This is a genomic window from Sporichthyaceae bacterium, from assembly GCA_036269075.1.
GTDB lineage: Bacteria > Actinomycetota > Actinomycetes > Sporichthyales > Sporichthyaceae > DASQPJ01.
Genome location: DATASX010000069.1, coordinates 26,244 through 44,413, shown reverse-complemented (window position 1 = coordinate 44,413; position 18,170 = coordinate 26,244). Strand labels below are relative to the sequence as shown.

The following is an 18,170-nucleotide window of genomic DNA, read 5'->3' as shown; positions in this document are numbered from 1 at the left end:
ACTGAAGCCCTGGTAGATGGGCTCCCACCCTACACAAGCCGCTCCGAACGGGGCCGGTGACAGCGACGCGACGGGCGCGGTTACAGGGACAGTTCGGCGAGTTTGTCGGCCAGTCCGCTCCGGGAGTTGACCTGCAGTTTGGTGTAGACGCTGGCCAGGTGCGTCTCGACCGTGCGGTGGCTGATGAACAACCGCGCGGCGATCTCGGCGGAGCTCAGCCGGTTCGCCCCCAGGCGCGCCACCTCCAGTTCGCGGCCGGTGATCGACCGGGCGCCGAGCGTCGCCGCCGCGACCTGCTTCCCGCTACGGCCACCGCGGCGCAGCCGGGCCAACGCAAGGTCACGACGCCACTCGGCGCCGGCTGCGGCCAACAGTTCGGCACCCGCGCCGAGGGCCACGATCGACCCCCGCGGGTCGCGGTCCGCCAGGGCCGCGCCCCGGGCCACCAGGGCGCGGGCGGTCAACACCGCGTAGCCGAGGGGGCGGAACTCCGCGACCGCCGCGTCGGCGGCCTCGGCCGCACTGCCCGGTTGTCCCATCCGCAGCGCGTGCCAGGCCTCCGACAGCCGGTGCGCGCCACGATAGAGCGCGCGGTCGGTGTCTGCTGCGACGGCGGCCATGGTGGCGACCGCCCAGTCGCCCGTGGCGGCATCCACCGGCCCGCCGACCGCGGACAGTTCGCACAGGTCGAGCAGGACGAACGCGGCCATCACGGGGGCGCCCACCCGGTGCAGTTCTGCGGCGGCTTGCTGCAGCAACCCGGCGGCCTCGGCAAGTCGGCCCTCCCGCCAGGCAAGCACGCCCTCGGCGTGCCGGGTCTGGCCGCCGGCCATGAACCAGGTTTCGGCACCGTAGATCTGACGGGCCGCGGCAATCGCCCGACGGGCTTCGGCCAACTCGCCGGTCTCGATCGCGGCCAGTGCGAGTGAGGCCAGGCACTGTCCACGCCGCCGCCCGATCCGGCCCGGGTTTTGCTTCAGGGCGTCGCGGGCGCAGGCCAGCGAGCCGGCGAGATCACCGCCCAACCAACGCACGTTGGCCTCGAGCTCGAGCGCGTTGGACTCCCGCCAGGCCGGGGTGGACCTGGCTGTCTCGAACGCCTGATACGCCTCGGCCAGCCGACCCTCGTAACCCAGCGACCAGCCCAACGCCATCGCGGACCACGTCAATCGGTAGGGCCGGTCCTGGGCCCTGGCCATCGCGACGGCGCGACGCAGCGCGGTCTCGGCGGCGGCGAAGTTGCCCTGGTAGAAGCAGGCGCTGCCATGGACCCCGACCGCCCACAGCGCCGCCTCCTCGTCGCCGGCCGACTCGGCCCGCTCCAGGACAGCCGCGGCCCCCGAGCGCAGCGCGGAGACGTCGCCGGCCAGCCCTTGCGCGTAGGCGGCTTCGAGCTCGGCCAACCGAGCCCGCGTTCCCTCCCCGGCGTCGGCGTAGAGTCGCGCCGCCTCGAGCGCCAGCGGGGCCGCCCTGCGTGGTTCCCCGCATCCCCAGGAGAGCAGGCTCGCCAGCCGCGCCTTCACCGCCGCCCGCGCCCGCTGGTCGGGACCGGACGCAAGTACGGCGTCGATCTTCTCCAGAGCGCTCACGGCGGCCCGGGCGTCGTCATCGGCGCGGTGATCGACCACCCACTCGGCGTCACCGAGCAACGCGTCGGCGACCTGTGCCCACCGCTGGTCGCCGGAGGGCACGACGTCGATCAGGCTGCCGAGGATCCGCAGCACCTCGCGGTGGGCGCCGCGCTGCTCGGCCTGGGCCAGCGCATCGAGCAGGACCTGAATAGCTTCGTCGTCGCCCGGCGTTGCCGACCGGGCGAAGTGCAGCGCGGCCTCGCCGAGGCGGCCACTGACCAACAAGGTGCGACCCACGTTCCGGTGCAGGGCGAACCGGCGGGCGCCGCCGATCTGCCGGTAGACCGTCTCGCCGATCAACGGATGGGCGATCTCGTAGACCGGGATCCGACCGGTCTCGACCTCGGCCAGCAGGCGCGAGCGGACCAGCTTGTCGATCGTCGGCGCCAATTGCTCCAGCGGCCGGTTGGCGTAGCGGACCAGTTCCCCCAGCCCCACCTGACCGCCCGCGACGGCGACCACCTCCAGCACGCCCTGCGCCTCGTCGTCGAGCTGCCCCAGGCGCACCTGAACCCGCTCGGTGAGTCCCTCGGGAAGCAGCCGGAGCCCGGCACCGACGGGTCCACCCTCGTCGTTGACCGCATGCAGCAGCCCGACGGCGTAGAGCGGAACGCCGCGTGAGCGGTCGCAGAGCCAATCCAGCATGTCCTTGCTGACCGGCCGGGCCAGCACATCCTCGGCGAGTTCGCGCAGCGCACGGGCGTCCAACGGCTCGACCTCGACGCGACGCAACGCGTCTCGTTCCTCCAGGTCGACGAGGACCCGCAGCGGGGCCGGCAGCGCGGCCAACTCCGCCGCGCGGGCCGTCGCGACCACCAGCACCCGCCGATCCGGAATCGCCTGGCTCAGATAGGCCAACGCGTCCCAGGACGAGGGATCGGCTTGGTGCAAGTCGTCGAGGAGGAGGATCAGCGGTCCCCGTTCGGCGAGGTTGGCCACCAGCCGACTGATCGCGCCGAGCAGGCGCGGCCGCGGCGGCTCACGCCGCGGCGCCAGACCGCGCGCTACGGCGACGCTGTGCACGAGGCCGGCCAGGTCGTCCAGGTGATGACCACACAGATCCGCGATCTCCTGCGGGCGCCAATCACGAAGGTGACGCTCGAGGGCCTCCGCCCACACACCGAACGCGGACGTGCCGGACAGCGGCCGCGCGTGCGCCCGCAGCACGGTCGCGCCCGAGGCACACCGGGCGACGCTCTCGTCGGCCAGCCGAGTCTTGCCGATACCGGGCTCGCCGAGCAGGAGGACACATCGGAACTGTCCGGCTGCGGAGTTGTGCCACTCCTGCTCGATGCCGGCGAGCTCCGCCGCTCGGCCGACGAACCGGTGTTTGTGTCTTCCGGCCATGTCTGTCCTCGTGAGCGAGCCGGATCTCTGCACCCGAAGGAGGGTAAGGACGGTTCGGGCGACGGTCACCGTGCGCGCCGCACGAAGGTTCCGCGCCGCACTGTTCCTCGCGGGCACCGGAGCCGTAGTGCCCGGCAGACACAACGCGCGACCCCGGCTTCGGTCCCGGCGACCGTTTCGCCCGTGCGCCCCGCTTCTTACCCTGGCGCGGCGGCCGTCGCCACGTGCCGCAGGTTCGGCGCGTACTCAACCGATCGCGGGAGACTGCCATGGGGTTCACGAAGGGCGACTTCCCGCCCGTGGACGTCGAGACCTTTCTCGACAAGCCGCTGATGGAGCGCACGAAGACGTTGGCCCTGCACTGGGTCGAGTACGGCTTCGGCTCGCCACGCATGATCCACATGACCTACATCGTCAAACTGCTGGTGCTCTACGTGTGCGTCGGCGTCAGCCTCGCCACGTGGACCTCGCATCTCGGCCCGGCCTGGGACGTGGGCGGCTGGTGGGACCAGCCGATCGTCTACCAGAAGGCGATCATGTGGACGATGCTGCTGGAGGCCGTCGGGGTGGCCGGGTCCTGGGGGCCGCTGGCCGGCAAGTTCAAGCCGATGACCGGCGGCATCCTGTTCTGGGCCCGGCCGGGCACCATCCGGCTGCGCCCGTGGCGGCGCGTGCCGCTGACCAACGGTGACACCCGGACCATCGTCGACGTCGCGCTCTACCTCGGTTTCCTGGCCACCTTGCTCACCGCGATCGTCATCCCCGGCCACGACAGCGGCTCGCTGCTCAAGGTGCTGCCGCAGAACAGCTCGGGGCTGGTCCGCCCGGCGTTGCTCATCGCGCCGATGGTGCTGCTGGTGCTGGTCGGCCTGCGCGACAAGACGATCTTCCTGGCGGCGCGCAGTGAGCAGTACCTGCCCGCCCTGTTCTTCTTCACGGTGCTCGACTTCACCAACATGATCGTCGCGCTCAAGTTGCTCATCGTGGTGGTCTGGATGGGCGCCGGGATCTCGAAGTTCGGTCACCACTTCACCCAGGTCGTCGCGCCGATGGTGTCGAACAGTCCGTGCATGCCGTCCAAGACGATCAAGCGGCTGCACTACCGGAATTTCCCCGAGGACATCCGTCCGTCGAAGATCGCCGGCACCCTGGCCCACGGCGGCGGCACCTTCATCGAGATCTGCATGCCGTTGCTGCTGCTGTTCTCGACCAACCGGGACCTGACCCTGACCGTCGTCACCGTCATGGTGATCTTCCACGTCTTCATCATCACCACGTTCCCGCTGGCGGTGCCGCTGGAGTGGAACGTGCTGTTCGCCTACGCCGCGATCTTCTTGTTCGCGGGCTTCCCGGCGCAGGACGGCTACGGGGTCGGCGACATGTCCTCGGCGGGACTGACCGTAGCGATCGTGGCCGGCCTGTTGTTCTTCCCGATCCTCGGGAACCTGCGCCCGGACCTGGTCTCCTTCCTGCCCTCGATGCGCCAGTACGCGGGCAACTGGGCATCCGCGACGTGGGCGTTCGCGCCCGGCGCGGAGGCCAAGCTCAACGACGGGCTCATCCGCCCCACCGTGAATCAGGTCGATCAGCTGCAGGCCATGGGCTATCCCGCTGCGATTGCGGAGATCACCATGCAGCAGACCATCGGCTGGCGGACCATGCACAGCCAGGGCCGCGGCTTGTTCTCGCTGCTGCTGCGCCACGTGCCGGACATCGACCGCTGGACGGTGCGCGAGGCCGAGTTCGCCTGCAACTCGATCATCGGCTTCAATTTCGGTGATGGACACTTCCACAACGAGGACCTGATCAACGCCCTGCAGAAGCGGTGTAATTGGGCCCCCGGCGAGTTCATCATCGCGTGGGTCGAGTCCCAGGCGATTCATCGGCCCTACCAGGAGTACAAGGTGATCGACGCGGCTCTCGGCGTCATCGAACGCGGCCGGTGGCGCGTCGCCGACGCCGTCGAGGTGCAGCCCTGGTTGCCCGATGGGCCGATCCCGATGGACATCATCTGGAGCCGGGCCGAGGACCCGACGCCGGTTCCTGACGCACCGACCAGCAAACCGGTCGAGGCGCCTGCGTGAGCACAGCGATCGTCGTCGGCGGCGGGCCCAACGGGCTCGTCGCCGCCGCTGTGTTGGCCCGTGCGGGGGTCGCGGTCACCGTCCTCGAGGCGGCCGACGAGGTCGGCGGCGGGACGCGTACGGTCGAGGCGATCGTGCCCGGCCTGCGGCATGACGAGTGCTCCGCGGTCCACCCGATGGCCGTGGGCTCGGCGGCGCTGCGCTCCCTGGAACTCGAGCGGCACGGCCTGTCCTGGCGACTGCCGGAGATCGACTGTGTGCACCCGTTGGACGATGGAACGGCCGCCGCGCTGCATCGCTCGGTGGCCACCACCGCCGCTGGTCTGGGGCGCGACGGCGGTCGGTGGCGGGCGCTGTTCCGGCGGACGTCCGCCGGCTACGACGACCTGGCCGAGGACATCCTCGGGCCGATGACCCGGCTGCCGCACCATCCGTTGCGGCTGGCCAGGTTCGGACCGCCCACCCTGTTACCCGCCACGATGCTGGCCCGCGGGTTCAGCACCGAGGCCGCGCGGGCCCTGTGGGGTGGGGTGGCCGCGCATGCCTACCGCCCCTTGAACCGCCCGCTCACCTCGGCCATCGGGCTCGGCATTCTGACGGCCGGTCACCGGCATGGCTGGGCGGTGGCAGCCGGTGGGTCGCGTTCGATCCGGGACGCGCTGGCGGCGGTGCTCGAGCAACACGGGGCGAAGATCGAGACGGGTTGCGAGGTCACCTCGGTCGGCGATCTGCCGGCGGCGGACCTGGTTCTGTTCGACCTCGCGCCTGCCGCGGTGGCGCAGATCCTCGGCGACCGAATGCCCGCCGGCGTCGCCCGCGCGTACCGGCGGTTCCGCCGCGGTCCGGGCGCGTTCAAGGTCGACTTCGCCGTCGAGGGTGGCGTGCCGTGGACCGCGCAGGCCGCGCGTCGCGCTGGGACGGTCCACCTCGGCGGGGACTTCGCCGAGATCGCCCGCGGCGAGCGCGACATTCATGCCGGGCGAATGCCGGAGCGCCCCTTCGTGCTGGTCGGCCAGCAGTACCTCGCCGACCCGAGCCGGTCCGTGGGCGACGTCCACCCGGTGTGGAGTTACGCGCACGTCCCGCACGGCTACCCGGGCGACGCCACCGAGGCGGTCATCGCGCAGTTCGAACGCTTCGCCCCGGGATTCCGGGATCGGGTGGTGGGCACCGCGGTGCGCACCCCGACCGAGATGGCCGTCCACAACCGCAACTTCGTCGGCGGCGACATCCTCACCGGCGCGAAAAGCGCCGGCCAGCTGCTGTTCGGGCCGCGCCCCGGCCTGCACCCCTACGACGTGGGCGTCCCCGGCATGTACCTCTGCTCGGCCGCCACGCCCCCCGGGCCCGGCGCCCACGGGATGTGCGGCTGGCACGCCGCGCACCGGGCGCTGGAGCACCTGGGCCAACCGGGTTGAGGCCGGTCACCACGCGAACCGGATGCCCCGGTCGACGCCGGCAGCCGGCCCCCAGCAGTCGTGTCGCGATCCGGGCCTCGATTGCCCGAGCGCGAACGCCGACCACCGATTCGCGAGCGCGAACCACGACCCCGCGGTGCGGTGGAGATTCAGGTCGTGGCCTGAGTCGAGAACCTGCGCCAGCACAAGGCAAGCACGTGTCGAACCGCTGAAGTACTTGGCCTCGTCCGCGCGGATCGCCCCGAGGTCGGCGCAGCGGCTCGGTTGCCCCGAACCGCACAACAGGTTGTCGTACTGGCCGACGACGGTGAGGACCGGCACATCGATCTTCGGCGTTACCCCGTACCAGAAGGTTCCGGCGACACCTGCGCACAGAGCTGCCGCCGCGGAGCAGACCGGATCGCGCGCCGGGCCGATCGTGCCGGGAAATTCCTGGCCGAACACGTCCGCGGCCTCGAACGAGGTGGCGGTTTCCTTCAGCCGCTCGTCCGCCTCGATGACGCGCGGATCCGCGGTCGAGAGGTGGTAGAACGACTGGGCTCGGGTCCCCGGCATCGTGGTCAGGTAGCCGGGGTCGGTGATCCTTCCGGCGAAGCGAGGATCCAAGGCAGCTGGATACAAGGTCGCGCCGAACCGGGCCACCGCCGGACCGTCGAACGTGTGCAGGATCCCCGAGGAGATCACCGCATCGACGTCCCGGTACTCGGCGGCCTCGTACCAGACCATCAACGAACCCATGGAATGCCCGACCAGGACGACGTGGTCGTAGGTGATTCCGTCGACGGCGCCGGACCGCAACTGGGCAATGACCTGATGGATGGTCTCGGCGTTGGACGGGATCGTCACCTGGGGGCTAGGCGGCCGGCTGCTCTCGCCGATACCGATGCGGTCGAAGTTCAAGGTCGCGAAACCCGCGGCGTTGGCCGCACGCACATAGGAGTAGTTCTCGGGCTGGTAGGGGAAATCCCAGTACGACCGACCGTAGGCGGTGCCGGCCACAAGCACCTGGACGGCACGCTGCAGCGCCGGGACGGCGCGCGTCGCCGAGCACAGTTCGCCGGACAACCCCGCCCGGGTGCCGACGCTCAGCTGGACAGGGACTCGAACCGCGCGACAGTTGGCGACCGCACCGGAGTCGCTGCGAGCGGCAACCGCCGGCGGCGCCACCGCGGCAACGGCGAGTGCGACCACCAGACCCAGTACTCGGCGGAACCTCACCGGCGAAGCCATCCAGAAACCTATCAACGTATGGTTTTGCTGGAGCCTAAGCCTGCCAACCCGGCCGGACAAGCCCCGCCGGCCGCAACGAAACGGCTCGTGTCCTCGCACCCGATGCGGTGGAGGACACGAGCCGAGCGACAAACCTGCGGGTCGGCCTCGTACGAGGCACCGATTCAGCGGTGGTGACGCCGCTTGTGGCGGCGCAGCCACCGGCGGTAGGCGGCGACCTCTTCCTCATACTTCTTCCGACTCTCGCCGTGCCTGCGGACCGGGAAGTGATTGAACATCGCCAGGCTCCTGGTGTTCTCGGGGGGTCGATGCGGCCCACCTTGTTCGGGTGGGCCGCGTTAGGTGAAGAACATAGGAATCGGTTCTGTGCGCCCGATTTACGCGCGATTCGGATTCCCCAGGAACCTCCCGGGGATGGGCCGGTAATCGGATACTCGACTTTTGGGTACTAGACTAATATTCGGAAGACCCAGGCCCCAGCCCCGAGGGGAAGTCATGTCCGCACACAGCCCGTACACGCCGGATCTGCTTGCAGACAAGCGAATTCTCGTCACCGGTGGAGGCACCGGTCTGGGCCGTGGAGTCGCCGAGCGACTGGTGGAGCACGGCGCCCAGGTCCACCTGTGGGGTCGCCGCCCGGAGGTACTGGCGCAGGCCGCCGAGGCGATCGGTCAGGGCCGGCCCGGGGACTCCGTGCACTTCCAGACCGTCGACGTCCGCGACGGTGCCCCCGTCGACGCGGCCATGGAGCAGTTGTGGCAGGACCACGGACCGCTGACCGGCGTGGTGAACAATGCCGCGGCCAACTTCATCGCACCGACCGAAACCCTGTCCCCCAACGCATTCGACGCGGTCTCCTCGACAGTCATGAAGGGCTCCTTCCACACCACACTTGCCGCGGGGCGTCGGTGGATCGCCGAAGGCCTTCCCGGGTCGGTGCTCTCGACCTTGACGACCTGGGTGTGGACCGGATCTGCCTTCGTCGTGCCGTCGGCCATGGGAAAGGCCGCAGTGCACGCGATGACGATGTCGTTGGGCGTGGAATGGGCCCGGTACGGGATTCGCGTGAACGCCGTCGCTCCCGGGCCGATCCCGACCGACTACGCCTGGGAGATGCTCAACCCCACGGACTCCAGTTCGGTGGGCGCCACCCAGTGCGACCAGATCCCGATGCAGCGAATGGGGACGGTCGAGGAACTGGCGAACCTGATGATGTTCCTGCTCTCCGACGCCTGTCCTTACCTGACCGGGCAAACCATCGCGATGGACGGCGGGCAGATGCTCGCCGGTCCGAACACTTTCGCCGGGCTCTCGACGCTGAGCACGGACGACTGGGCCGAGATCCGCGAGACCAGCAAGCGCGCTTCGGCTGCCGGCAAGGCACAACGCGGCTGATCCTCGATCTCGGTCCCGAACGCCAGGACGGCCGCCCCCGGTGGGCGGCCGTCCTGTTTTGTTGTTCCGGCAACTGCCCGCAAAGGCGTGCGAGCAGCTACCGGACCTCGGCCCCTGCGGTGGATCCCGACTCCGCGGACGGACCGACTACTTCCAGGTGTATCGCGCTTCGCGCTCAAACGTGTTCAGGCGCCTCGGGAGCGGACGCCGCTCCTGCCGGAGCGGCATCCGTTCCGCTCGGCTTACTTCCAGGTATAGATAACGAACTGCGACGAGTCCGGCGCGAAGCCGTTCGGCGAACCGTCCGGGTTCGAGGTGGTGTTCTCGCTCGTGTACTTGTACATGAACTCCCGGCCCTGACCCATGTCGTGGGACCAGTTGCCGCCGCGTTCGGCCGGGGTGTAGGAGAACCGCTGATCCATGGCGGCCTCGGAACGGTAGACATCGCCGTTCCCGAGTTCGGCGATCAGTCGGTCGCGCGTGAGGTTCGGCCCCACGGCCCGGGCGGCCTGAGCCATGATCTGCGCGCCGACGTAGGTCGACTGCACGATGTGGTGATTCACGCCGGTGTTGCCTCGGGCGTACTTGTTCATCGTCGCCGTGAACTCCGGGCCCCACAGCTTGTACGTGGTGTTGGTCCAGTAACGACCGACCGGCCATTGGCCGAAGATCTGGCCGAGAACCTCGGCGGCCAGGTGGTTGCCGGAGATGCCTTTCGGCGGGTAGTAGCCCTGCTGGGCGGCCTCGACGATGAACTTCGCCATCGTGGCCGGGTTGATCACGTAGTGGATGATGTGCTCCGGGTTCGCGGCCCGGAACGCCAGCACGTACGCGCTCATCGAGGTTTCCGAGATCGAGACGTCGGCTCGCTTGACCATCTTGGCGCCCGAGGCGTCCATGACCCGCTGGACCTCGTTGCAGGCCAGCTGCATCTCCGGGCTGGTGAGGCAGATCAGGCCGTAGGTCTTGGGCTTGATGACGTTCACTGCCCAGTGAGCACCGGCCATCGCCTCGTGGATCATCGACATGTGGGTGGGGAACATGAACGGGTCCTGCCACTCGGTCTGCGAGTAGGCCCACTGACCGATCGACGGCATGTGGTACTGAGCCAGGTCGTCGTGGGAGGACGCCGCGCCCCATGAGGTGATGTTCAACAATCCGAAGACCTTGTCGACGGTCGCGAGCTTCTTGATGCAGGCCTTCGTCCGCGAGACCTCACCGGGCCCGTCGTCGCAGTCGGTCAGGGACAACCGCCGGCCGAGGATGCCGCCGCGGTCGTTCTCGGACTCGAACTCGGCACGGATGCCGCGCACGATCGGTTCGATCAGGACATTGCCCAATGCCATGCCGTGCATGGACACCGTGCCCATGTGGATCCCGTCCTTGGTGACGCCGACGTCCGTGGCGCCACCCTTGGAGTCTGCAATCTTCTGGTTGGCGGCCACGGCCCCGCCGGTGTCCAGGGCGTGCAGGGTGTTGCCGTTCTCGCCGGCCACGGTCCCGCCGGTCGCTGATCCGTGAGCTTCAGCAGGCTTCGCAGCCGCCTTTTCCGCTGCCGGGGCTGCGGCGCTCTGGGCCTGCGCATGTGCCTTCAGCGCCGCCGGCGCGGCGACCGCTGCTGTCTTGACCACAGCCGCGGGCTTTGCGGCGACTGCCCCTGCCGCAGGCGCAGGCGCCGAGTCGGCCGTGTTCGTCGCCACCGAGGCCGATGCCGCCGCCGGGGCTGCGGCCGCTGCCGGGGCCGGGACCGCGGGTTGCTGGGCCACTGCTGTGCTGCTGGATCCGCCACTTCCGCATGCCGCGAGCACCAGCGCCAGGCTCGCCGCAACGGGTACTGCCGTCACGAGCTTTCTGTCCTTGATTCCGCGCATCTAGCGCCCTCCTGGGGTAACCGGCGCGACCGAGCGGCACGGGACGTCCGCTCGCTCTGGCCGTGCGATGACCGCCAGGGCTCGGGGTACCCCCGGGTTGCCACTTTGCTGGGGCCTGGGAGCGTCCGACGGCTTGTGCAGGACGATATGTCCCCAGTCACAAAGAAGTCTAGTACTAGAGGATCTCTTTTTTGTGTGAGCGCGGTCGCGATTGGCTGAACCCTCCTGGTCCCGCGCAGTGGTCGATCGAATACCTGATGCGGGGGGCGAGCTGCGCTCGATCAGGCCCCGACAAGACGTCTAGAATTAGACGACTTCGGAACGAGAAGGGCGCAGCGATCTGGACTCAGGAGTCGCCGAGGCGCTCGCGGACCTGACGCAGGATCTCGGTGAGGGTGATGGCCAAGGACTCGGTCACGCCGTCCAGTCCGTAACCGACGTCGGCCAGGCCACGGTTGGCGTCCTCGAGGGCCTGTGTCCCCTTCTTGGTCAGGGTCGCCATGATGGTCCGCCGGTCGCTCGGGTCCGGGCCACGGGTGACCAGACCGCGCTTCTCCAACTGGTCGATCGCCAGGGTGATGGTGGTGGGGTGGACCATGAGGTGCTTGCTGATCTGCCCGAGGCGCAGACTGCTCTGGCGGCTCACGTAGAGCGTGGACAGGATCAGGTAGGCGGTGCGGCTGATGTCGTAGTCCTTGAGGGCACGATCCAGTCCGGCGCAGACGGTCTGATGGGTGCGCAGGATCGCCGCCATGGCGGCGAACCGCTCGGCGTCAGGTTGCCGACCCTGTTGCCACCGACGCCTCGACCACTCGATCGGGTCGACGTCGGATTCCATGTGCACCATCCCGAGTTCAGCCTGTCGTTGAGGATCGAATTCAGATGTTGACCGACGGCAGCCTGCCGCAGGGCACGGAGCTAGTTTCTCATTGGTCCCCCAGGGACTGCCGCACCTGTCGAATCACCTCCGTCAGCGTGATGGCCAGGCGGTCGCTGACCCCGGACAGCCCGTAGTGACCGTCGGCCAGCGCATTGGTCACCGAATCCATCACCGCCGTGCCCCGACCGGTCAGGCTGGTCTGAACCGTACGGCGATCCTCGGGGCAGGTCCGGCGGTCCAGCAGGTCCCGAGTGGCCAACTGGTCGACCGCGACACTGATCGTGGTGGGATGCAGCAGCAGGCTGCGCCCGAGGCTCGTGATCGTCATCGTGCGGTGCTGGCTGATCCGCAGGGTCGCCATGATCAGGTAGCCGGTGCGCGAGAGTTCGTGTGCACGCAACGCACGGTCCAGGGCTCCGACCACGACCACGTGCAGCCGCAGGATCGCTGTCATGGCAGCGAAATGCTCCGCCTCCGGCTGTCCGGCCTCGGTCCACCGGTCCTTGGACCAGGTGACACTGTCGACGTCCACGGCCGGTCAGGCGACTTCCCCGTGGCCACCGGGAACGCCGGCGGACCCGGCCGGATCCGCACTCGTCCCGGCGGGGGCTACCAACGCGCCGTTCTCCTCGAGCACGGCGATCGCGTCCGGCTCGGCGTCGAGCCAGTCCCGCAGGACCTCGTGGTTGTGCTCACCGACGAACGCGGCACCGCCCCGGGGTTCGCAGGCTCCGCCGGAGAACCGGTAGGGCATGCGCATGATCGGACGGGTTCCGCCGGCCCGGTCGTCGACGGCGGCGAACACCTCCCGGGCGATCGCGGTGGGCGACTGCATGACGGTGGCCGGGGTGCGCACCTCCGCCCAGGCCACGCCGGCCTCCTCGAGGGCACCGATGAGTTCTGACCGGTCGGGGAAGGACTTGACCCAGTCGCGCACGACCCGGGCGCGACTGGCGATCCGCGCCGCGGTGGGCGCGTCCGGCTCCGGGTCGGTGAGCCCCCAACGGCGCGAGAGCCGGTGCCACAGGTATTTCGGGTCGGCCGAGACCAGCAGCGGACCGCCGACGGCGGCGAAGACGATTCCGGTCGCGGGCCAGACCGGATAGGTCCCCTCGAGGCTGTAGTGGGTGTAGTCGTCGGTCGCCAGCATCGACTCGAACATCGACAGGTCCAGGTACTGGCCCTGCCCGGTGGTGTCCCGAAGTCGCAGGGCCGCCAGGACCGCGATCATGCCGTGCAAGGAGGTCACCGAGTCGGCCAACGCCATCACCACGTCGGTCGGTTCGCTGTTGTTCACCTCGGCCTGACGTCCGAGCAGACCGGTCTCCGCGTGGAGCACGGGCGCGTAGGCCTGACGTCCGGCTTCCGGTCCCCACTGGCCGAACCCGGAGACCGACAGCATGATCAGGCGCGGGTTCGCCGCCGACAACGCCTCCCATCCGACCCCGAGGCGATCCACCGTCCCGGGCCGGAAGTTCTCGATCACGATGTCGGCGTGCGCCGCCAACTCGATGACCAACGCCGCACCGGTCGGGGCAGACAGGTCGATCGAGATGTTTCGCTTGCCGGCGTTCTGATGCACGTACAGGCCGGTGTGTCCGGACCGGACCGGACCGAAGACCTGCGTGATGTCGGTGCCCGGGACCTCGACCTTGACCACCTCGGCCCCGAGGTCGGCAAGCATCCGGCCCACGTAGGGTCCCGAGATGGCCCTGGACAGGTCCAGGACCCGCAACCCGTCGAGGGGGAACTGCTTGGTCGTCACGACGAACCTCCGGTCTTGCGCACGGGGACGGCCTCAGTACGAGCGGGGCAGGCCCAGCACGTGCTCTGCCAAGTAGTTCAGCACCATCTCCTGCGGCACCGGTGCCAGCCGTTGCAGGCGCGCTTCCCGGAAGTAACGTTCCACGTGGTACTCGCTGGCGTAGCCGAATCCTCCGTGGGTCTGCACGGCGGCGTCGGCGGCCTGGAAAGCCGCGTCCGCGGCGAGGTACTTGGCGATGTTGGCCTGCTCGCCCGCAGGCATTCGACGGTCCAACCGCCAGGCCGCCTCCCGGATCGCCAGTTCCGCGGCGCGCAGGCGCGCGTGGGCGTCCGCGAGCGGGAACGAGATGCCTTGGTTCTGGCCGATGGGGCGGCCGAACACGACTCGCTCGTTGGCGTAGACGACCGCACGGCGCAGCGCCGCCCGACCCGTGCCCAACGCCTCCGCGGCCACCAGCACCCGCTCAGCGTTCAGACCGTCGAGCAGGTAACGGAAACCCTGGCCCTCCTCGCCGACCCGGTCGGCCTCCTCGACCCGCAATCCGTCGTAGACGACCTCGCAGGACGCGACCGCGTTGCGCCCCATTTTCGGGATCGCGGTGATGTGCACCGCCGGGTCGCGCAGCGAGGCCACGAACAGGGTCATGCCGTCGATCGACTTGGCGCACTGGGCCTTGGGGGTGGTGCGGGTCAGCAGCAGGACGCGGTCGGACTCCAACGCCTTGGACGTCCACACCTTCCGGCCGTGGACGAGGTAGCAGCCGTCGGCCGCTCGGGTCGCTCGGGTGGTGATCGAGGTGGTGTCCAGACCCGCATCCGGTTCGGTCACCCCGAAGGCGATGTGGGTGTCGCCGACCGCGACGCCCGGCAGGTGTCGTTGCTTGAGTTCCTCGCTGCCGTGCAGGACCACCGGGTGCATCCCGAAGATCGACAGGTGGATCGCGCTGGCGCCGTTCATGCAGGCGCCGGAGGCGGCCACCTCCTCCAGCACGATCGAGGCCTCCGCGATGCCCTGACCGCCGCCGCCGTAGGCCTCGGGGATCGCGATGCCGATCCAGCCACCCTTGGCCATCGCCGCGTAGAAGTCCCAGGGGAACTCGTGCCCGAGTTCGCAGCGCATCCAGTAGTCGTCGTCGAACTGACTGCAGACCTCGCGCACTGCCGTACGGATGGCGCGATGGTCTTCGTTCTCGGTGAAGTCCACCGGGCGCCTCCTCGAAAATTACTCTGACACTAGACGTTCTGCGCGGCGATCTGCGCCCGTATCCCTGTGTATAGAAGCGATGTTACCGAGAAAGTCGTGTACTAGACAGATGAACACTGGACTTTCTCGGTCGGCCCACTCTACGGTGTCGCAACAGAGCCGGCGGCGCCCCGGAGGCATGCATGAGCACGGAAATGATTTCGAAGTACGAGACGATGTCGACGCTCAAGTGGTGGTCTCAGCCCCGCCAGGTGCACTGGGACCACTGGAAGTGGTTGCGCGAGAACGACCCGGTCAGCTGGCACGGCCCGCCGGAGGCGTTGGACCCGGAGTTGGACAACTCGCAGGGCTACTGGTCGCTGGTGCGCCACGCCGACATCCGTCACGTGTCCCGCAATCCGGAGCTGTTCTCCTCGGCCGAGGGTGTCTTCGTCGACGACTTCCCGCAGCTGGAGTCGATGCTCTCGTTCATCGTCACCGACGCGCCGCGCCACCCGCAGATGCGCAACATCGTCTCGGTCGCCTTCACGCCGCGGAACATGAAGAAGATGGAGGACGAGATCGATCGTCTGGTCATCGAGGTCGTCGACGAGATCGTCGGGCTCGGCCAGGGAGATCTCTCTCAACTGCTCACCAAGGAGGTGCCGGGGCGGGCGTTCGCCGCGAACTTCGGTGTCACCGACCCTGCGCTGCGCAAGCAGATCATGGATCTCGCCGAGCAGTTGGGGGCCTGGAACGACCCGGAGTACGCGCACATCGGCTCACCCCTGATCGTCTTCGCCGACGCCTCCTACCGACTGGGCGAGATCGCGATCGCGCTGGCCAAGGAACGTCGCGACAACCCCACCGACGACCTGATGAGTTGGGTCTCGCAGGCCTCCTACGAGGGTCAGAAGATGACCGTGGAGGAGGTCGGGGTCTTCTTCGCCCTGCTCGCCGGCGCCTCCAACGACACCACCAGGCACGCCATGGGCCATGTGCTCGCGCTGTTCCAGCAGCACCCCGACCAGTTGGCCTGGCTGTTCGAGGACTTCGACGGGCGCATCGACGGCGCCATCAACGAACTGCTCCGGTACGAGACGCCGATCATGCACTTCCGGCGGACCGCGACCCGCGACACCGAGATCAACGGCACGCCTGTCCAGAAGGGCGACAAGGTCGTCCTGTGGTACGTCGCGGGCAACCGCGACCCTGCGGTCTTCCCGGAGCCGGAGAGCTTCGACATCCGTAATCCGGCCAGCGAGCAGATGTCCTTCGGCGGCGGCGGTCCGCACTACTGCATCGGCCACCTGCTCGGCCGTCGACTGCTGCGCACGCAGATCCAGCAGGTCTACACGCGGATGCACGATCTGCAGGTCGGCGAGCGCCACATCCTGCTGTCGAACTTCATGAACGGCGTGATGCGGCTGCCGGCGACGTGGACGCCTGCCTGAGCGCTCGACAGCCGTTTGCTTTCTCCGGTCAACCGGCGGCGTAGAGCGAGTCGATCTGGAGGGCGTACTTCTTCTCGATCGGCTTGCGCCGCAGCTTGTTCGTCGGCGTGAGCTCCTCCCCACCCGGCTGCCATTCCACCGGCAGCAGGGCGAAGGACTTGACCTGCTCGACGCGAGCCAGTCGCGCGTTGGCCCGTTCGACACCGGCCGCGACCTCGGCGTTGACCCGCGGGTCGGCCGCGATCTCGCTCACCGCGGCGCCGGCCATGCCGTTGCGGGCCCCCCAAGCAGCGGCCGCGTCCGGGTCCAGGGTCAGCAGGGCGACGTTGTACAGCCGGGCATCGCCGATGCAGATTGCCTGACCGATCAGCGGTGTCCCCTGCTTGAGCTCACCCTCGATCTTGGCCGGCGACATGTTCTTGCCCGCCGAGTTGATGATCAGTTCCTTCTTGCGGTCGACGATGCGCAGATAGCCGTCGGCGTCGAGCTCGCCGACGTCGCCCGTGCGGATCCAACCGTCGGTGACGGCCTCGGCGGTCAGGTCGGGACGGTCCTTGTAACCAAGCATCACCGTAGGGCCGGAGATCAGGATCTCGCCGTCCCCGTCGAGCCGCAGACCCACTCCGGGCATCGGCGGACCCACGGTGCCGAGCTTGACCTTCTCCGGCGGGTTCAGGGTGACCAGCAGGATCTCCGACATCCCCCACAGTTCCTGGATCGGGACACCGATCGCGTGGAAGAACTCGAGCACCGCGTACGGCGTCGGAGCCGCACCGACCGAGGGCCATTCCAGGCGGTCGAGCCCGAACCGCGCTCGCAGCGGCGCCAGCTCGGTGGTGTCCGCCGCGCGCCATTCGGCGAGCAACTCCTCGCTCACCGACTCCCCGGCCTGCTCCGCGCGCACCCGTCGCAGCCCGGTATCCACGGCCCACTCCATCGCCTTGCGACGCACCGGATCCGGTTCGTCGGCGATCAGGCCGCTGATCGCGGCGGTGAGCTTCTCGTAGATCCGTGGCACGCCGAACAACCGGGTCGGTCGCGCCTCCGCGAGTGCGGCGCCGATCTTCTTGGGGTCGGCCACCGTGGTTATCGAGTACCCGAAGCACATCGCGGAGTAGTGCGAGATGAACCGTTCGGCGATGTGGGCCATCGGCAGGAACGAAACGACTCGACCCTGTGGGCTCACCGGGCTCACCGCGTGCAGGTTCCGGCACCCGGCGAGGATCGAGGCGTGCGAGTGGGTGACGCCCTTCGGGGACCCGGTCGTGCCGGAGGTGTAGATCAGGGTGACCGGGTCGTGCGGTTGTACGGCCCGCCAGGCGGCCTCGAAGTCGAATCCGGCCGGTGCCGGGGTCGACTCGAGATCGTGCAGGCTGCGGGCGCCGGCCGCCGTGCCCTCGACCATGACAACTGCGGGCGGGTCGTCCAGCGGGGCGACGGCCTGCAGGACCCGCTCGGCGAAGGCAGGCTCGGTCGCGATCATTCGGGCGCCGGACTTCTCGATCAACCAGGAGACGTCCTCGACCGGGCAGGTGGCATAGATCGAGAACGGCGCGCAGCCAAGGTGCATCGCGGCGGCGTCGACGAGACAGGTCTCGGGCCGGTTGGTCAGCATGAGCGCCACTACGTCACCGCGACGGATCCCCGCCGCGGCCATGCCACCGGCGATCCGTTCGGCTCGTCGGGCGTACTCGCCCCAAGTGATTCCGGCGTCGTCGCCGGAGCGCCGCAGCGCCGTCGCATCGACGTTCTCGGCGGCGGTGCGCTGGAATGCGGCGCACACGGTCGGCTCGTCCAGGGACTTCCACGTTCCTGCGCGCACCGGGACCTCCACAGCGCTCCAGCACCTAGTGGTGAGATCGTAGACCCGAATAGCTCGGTACACCAACTATTGTGCTCTAGACTAATTGAGT

12 protein-coding genes are annotated in these 18,170 nt (G+C 68.9%); 4 read left to right on the top strand and 8 right to left on the bottom strand.

What is annotated here, in order from left to right; all coding sequences use genetic code 11:
• Positions 1–80 precede the first annotated feature (80 nt).
• The gene (locus VHU88_11955; GenBank protein HEX3612390.1) at positions 81–2,978 is read right to left on the bottom strand and encodes an AAA family ATPase; all 2,898 of its coding nucleotides are present in this window, start codon (positions 2,976–2,978) and stop codon (positions 81–83) included.
• A 269-nt stretch (positions 2,979–3,247) separates the two neighbouring features.
• Between VHU88_11955 and VHU88_11950 the strand changes: the two genes are divergently transcribed.
• Together VHU88_11950 and VHU88_11945 are read left to right on the top strand one after the other, a co-directional pair.
• The gene (locus VHU88_11950; protein ID HEX3612389.1) at positions 3,248–5,062 is read left to right on the top strand and encodes a DUF3556 domain-containing protein; all 1,815 of its coding nucleotides are present in this window, start codon (positions 3,248–3,250) and stop codon (positions 5,060–5,062) included.
• The gene (locus VHU88_11945) at positions 5,059–6,480 is read left to right on the top strand and encodes an NAD(P)/FAD-dependent oxidoreductase (GenBank protein HEX3612388.1); all 1,422 of its coding nucleotides are present in this window, start codon (positions 5,059–5,061) and stop codon (positions 6,478–6,480) included. The genes VHU88_11950 and VHU88_11945 overlap by 4 nt, the downstream gene beginning before the upstream one ends.
• Positions 6,481–6,486: 6 nt before the next feature.
• Here the strand turns inward: VHU88_11945 and VHU88_11940 are convergent, their stop codons facing one another.
• Positions 6,487–7,710: an alpha/beta hydrolase gene (locus VHU88_11940; GenBank protein ID HEX3612387.1), complete on the bottom strand. Its 1,224-nt coding sequence runs from the start codon at positions 7,708–7,710 to the stop codon at positions 6,487–6,489.
• Between the two features lie 495 nt (positions 7,711–8,205).
• Here VHU88_11940 and VHU88_11935 point away from each other — a divergent pair, with 495 nt between their 5' ends.
• Complete coding sequence (locus VHU88_11935; GenBank protein HEX3612386.1) at positions 8,206–9,105, top strand: SDR family oxidoreductase; 900 nt, start codon at positions 8,206–8,208, stop codon at positions 9,103–9,105.
• Positions 9,106–9,347: 242 nt separating this feature from the next.
• On the opposite strand, the gene VHU88_11930 is transcribed toward VHU88_11935, so the two are convergent.
• The 5 genes from VHU88_11930 to VHU88_11910 all read right to left on the bottom strand — a co-directional run bounded on the left by VHU88_11930 (position 9,348) and on the right by VHU88_11910 (position 14,824).
• The gene (locus VHU88_11930; protein HEX3612385.1) at positions 9,348–10,949 is read right to left on the bottom strand and encodes an ABC transporter substrate-binding protein; all 1,602 of its coding nucleotides are present in this window, start codon (positions 10,947–10,949) and stop codon (positions 9,348–9,350) included.
• 373 nt (positions 10,950–11,322) lie between these two features.
• Entirely contained in the window at positions 11,323–11,814 is a 492-nt protein-coding gene (locus tag VHU88_11925; GenBank protein HEX3612384.1) for a MarR family transcriptional regulator, read from the bottom strand.
• A gap of 88 nt (positions 11,815–11,902) precedes the next feature.
• A complete protein-coding gene (locus VHU88_11920; GenBank protein HEX3612383.1) occupies positions 11,903–12,388 on the bottom strand; it encodes a MarR family transcriptional regulator in 486 nt (161 codons plus the stop codon).
• A gap of 6 nt (positions 12,389–12,394) precedes the next feature.
• Positions 12,395–13,621 (bottom strand): CaiB/BaiF CoA-transferase family protein, encoded by a 1,227-nt coding sequence (locus tag VHU88_11915; protein HEX3612382.1) that lies wholly within the window; start codon positions 13,619–13,621, stop codon positions 12,395–12,397.
• A 33-nt stretch (positions 13,622–13,654) separates the two neighbouring features.
• Entirely contained in the window at positions 13,655–14,824 is a 1,170-nt protein-coding gene (locus tag VHU88_11910) for an acyl-CoA dehydrogenase family protein (GenBank protein ID HEX3612381.1), read from the bottom strand.
• Between the two features lie 182 nt (positions 14,825–15,006).
• Here VHU88_11910 and VHU88_11905 point away from each other — a divergent pair, with 182 nt between their 5' ends.
• Positions 15,007–16,257 (top strand): cytochrome P450, encoded by a 1,251-nt coding sequence (locus tag VHU88_11905; protein ID HEX3612380.1) that lies wholly within the window; start codon positions 15,007–15,009, stop codon positions 16,255–16,257.
• 28 nt (positions 16,258–16,285) lie between these two features.
• Here the strand turns inward: VHU88_11905 and VHU88_11900 are convergent, their stop codons facing one another.
• Entirely contained in the window at positions 16,286–18,079 is a 1,794-nt protein-coding gene (locus VHU88_11900; GenBank protein ID HEX3612379.1) for an AMP-dependent synthetase/ligase, read from the bottom strand.
• Between the last annotated feature and the right edge of the window lie 91 nt (positions 18,080–18,170).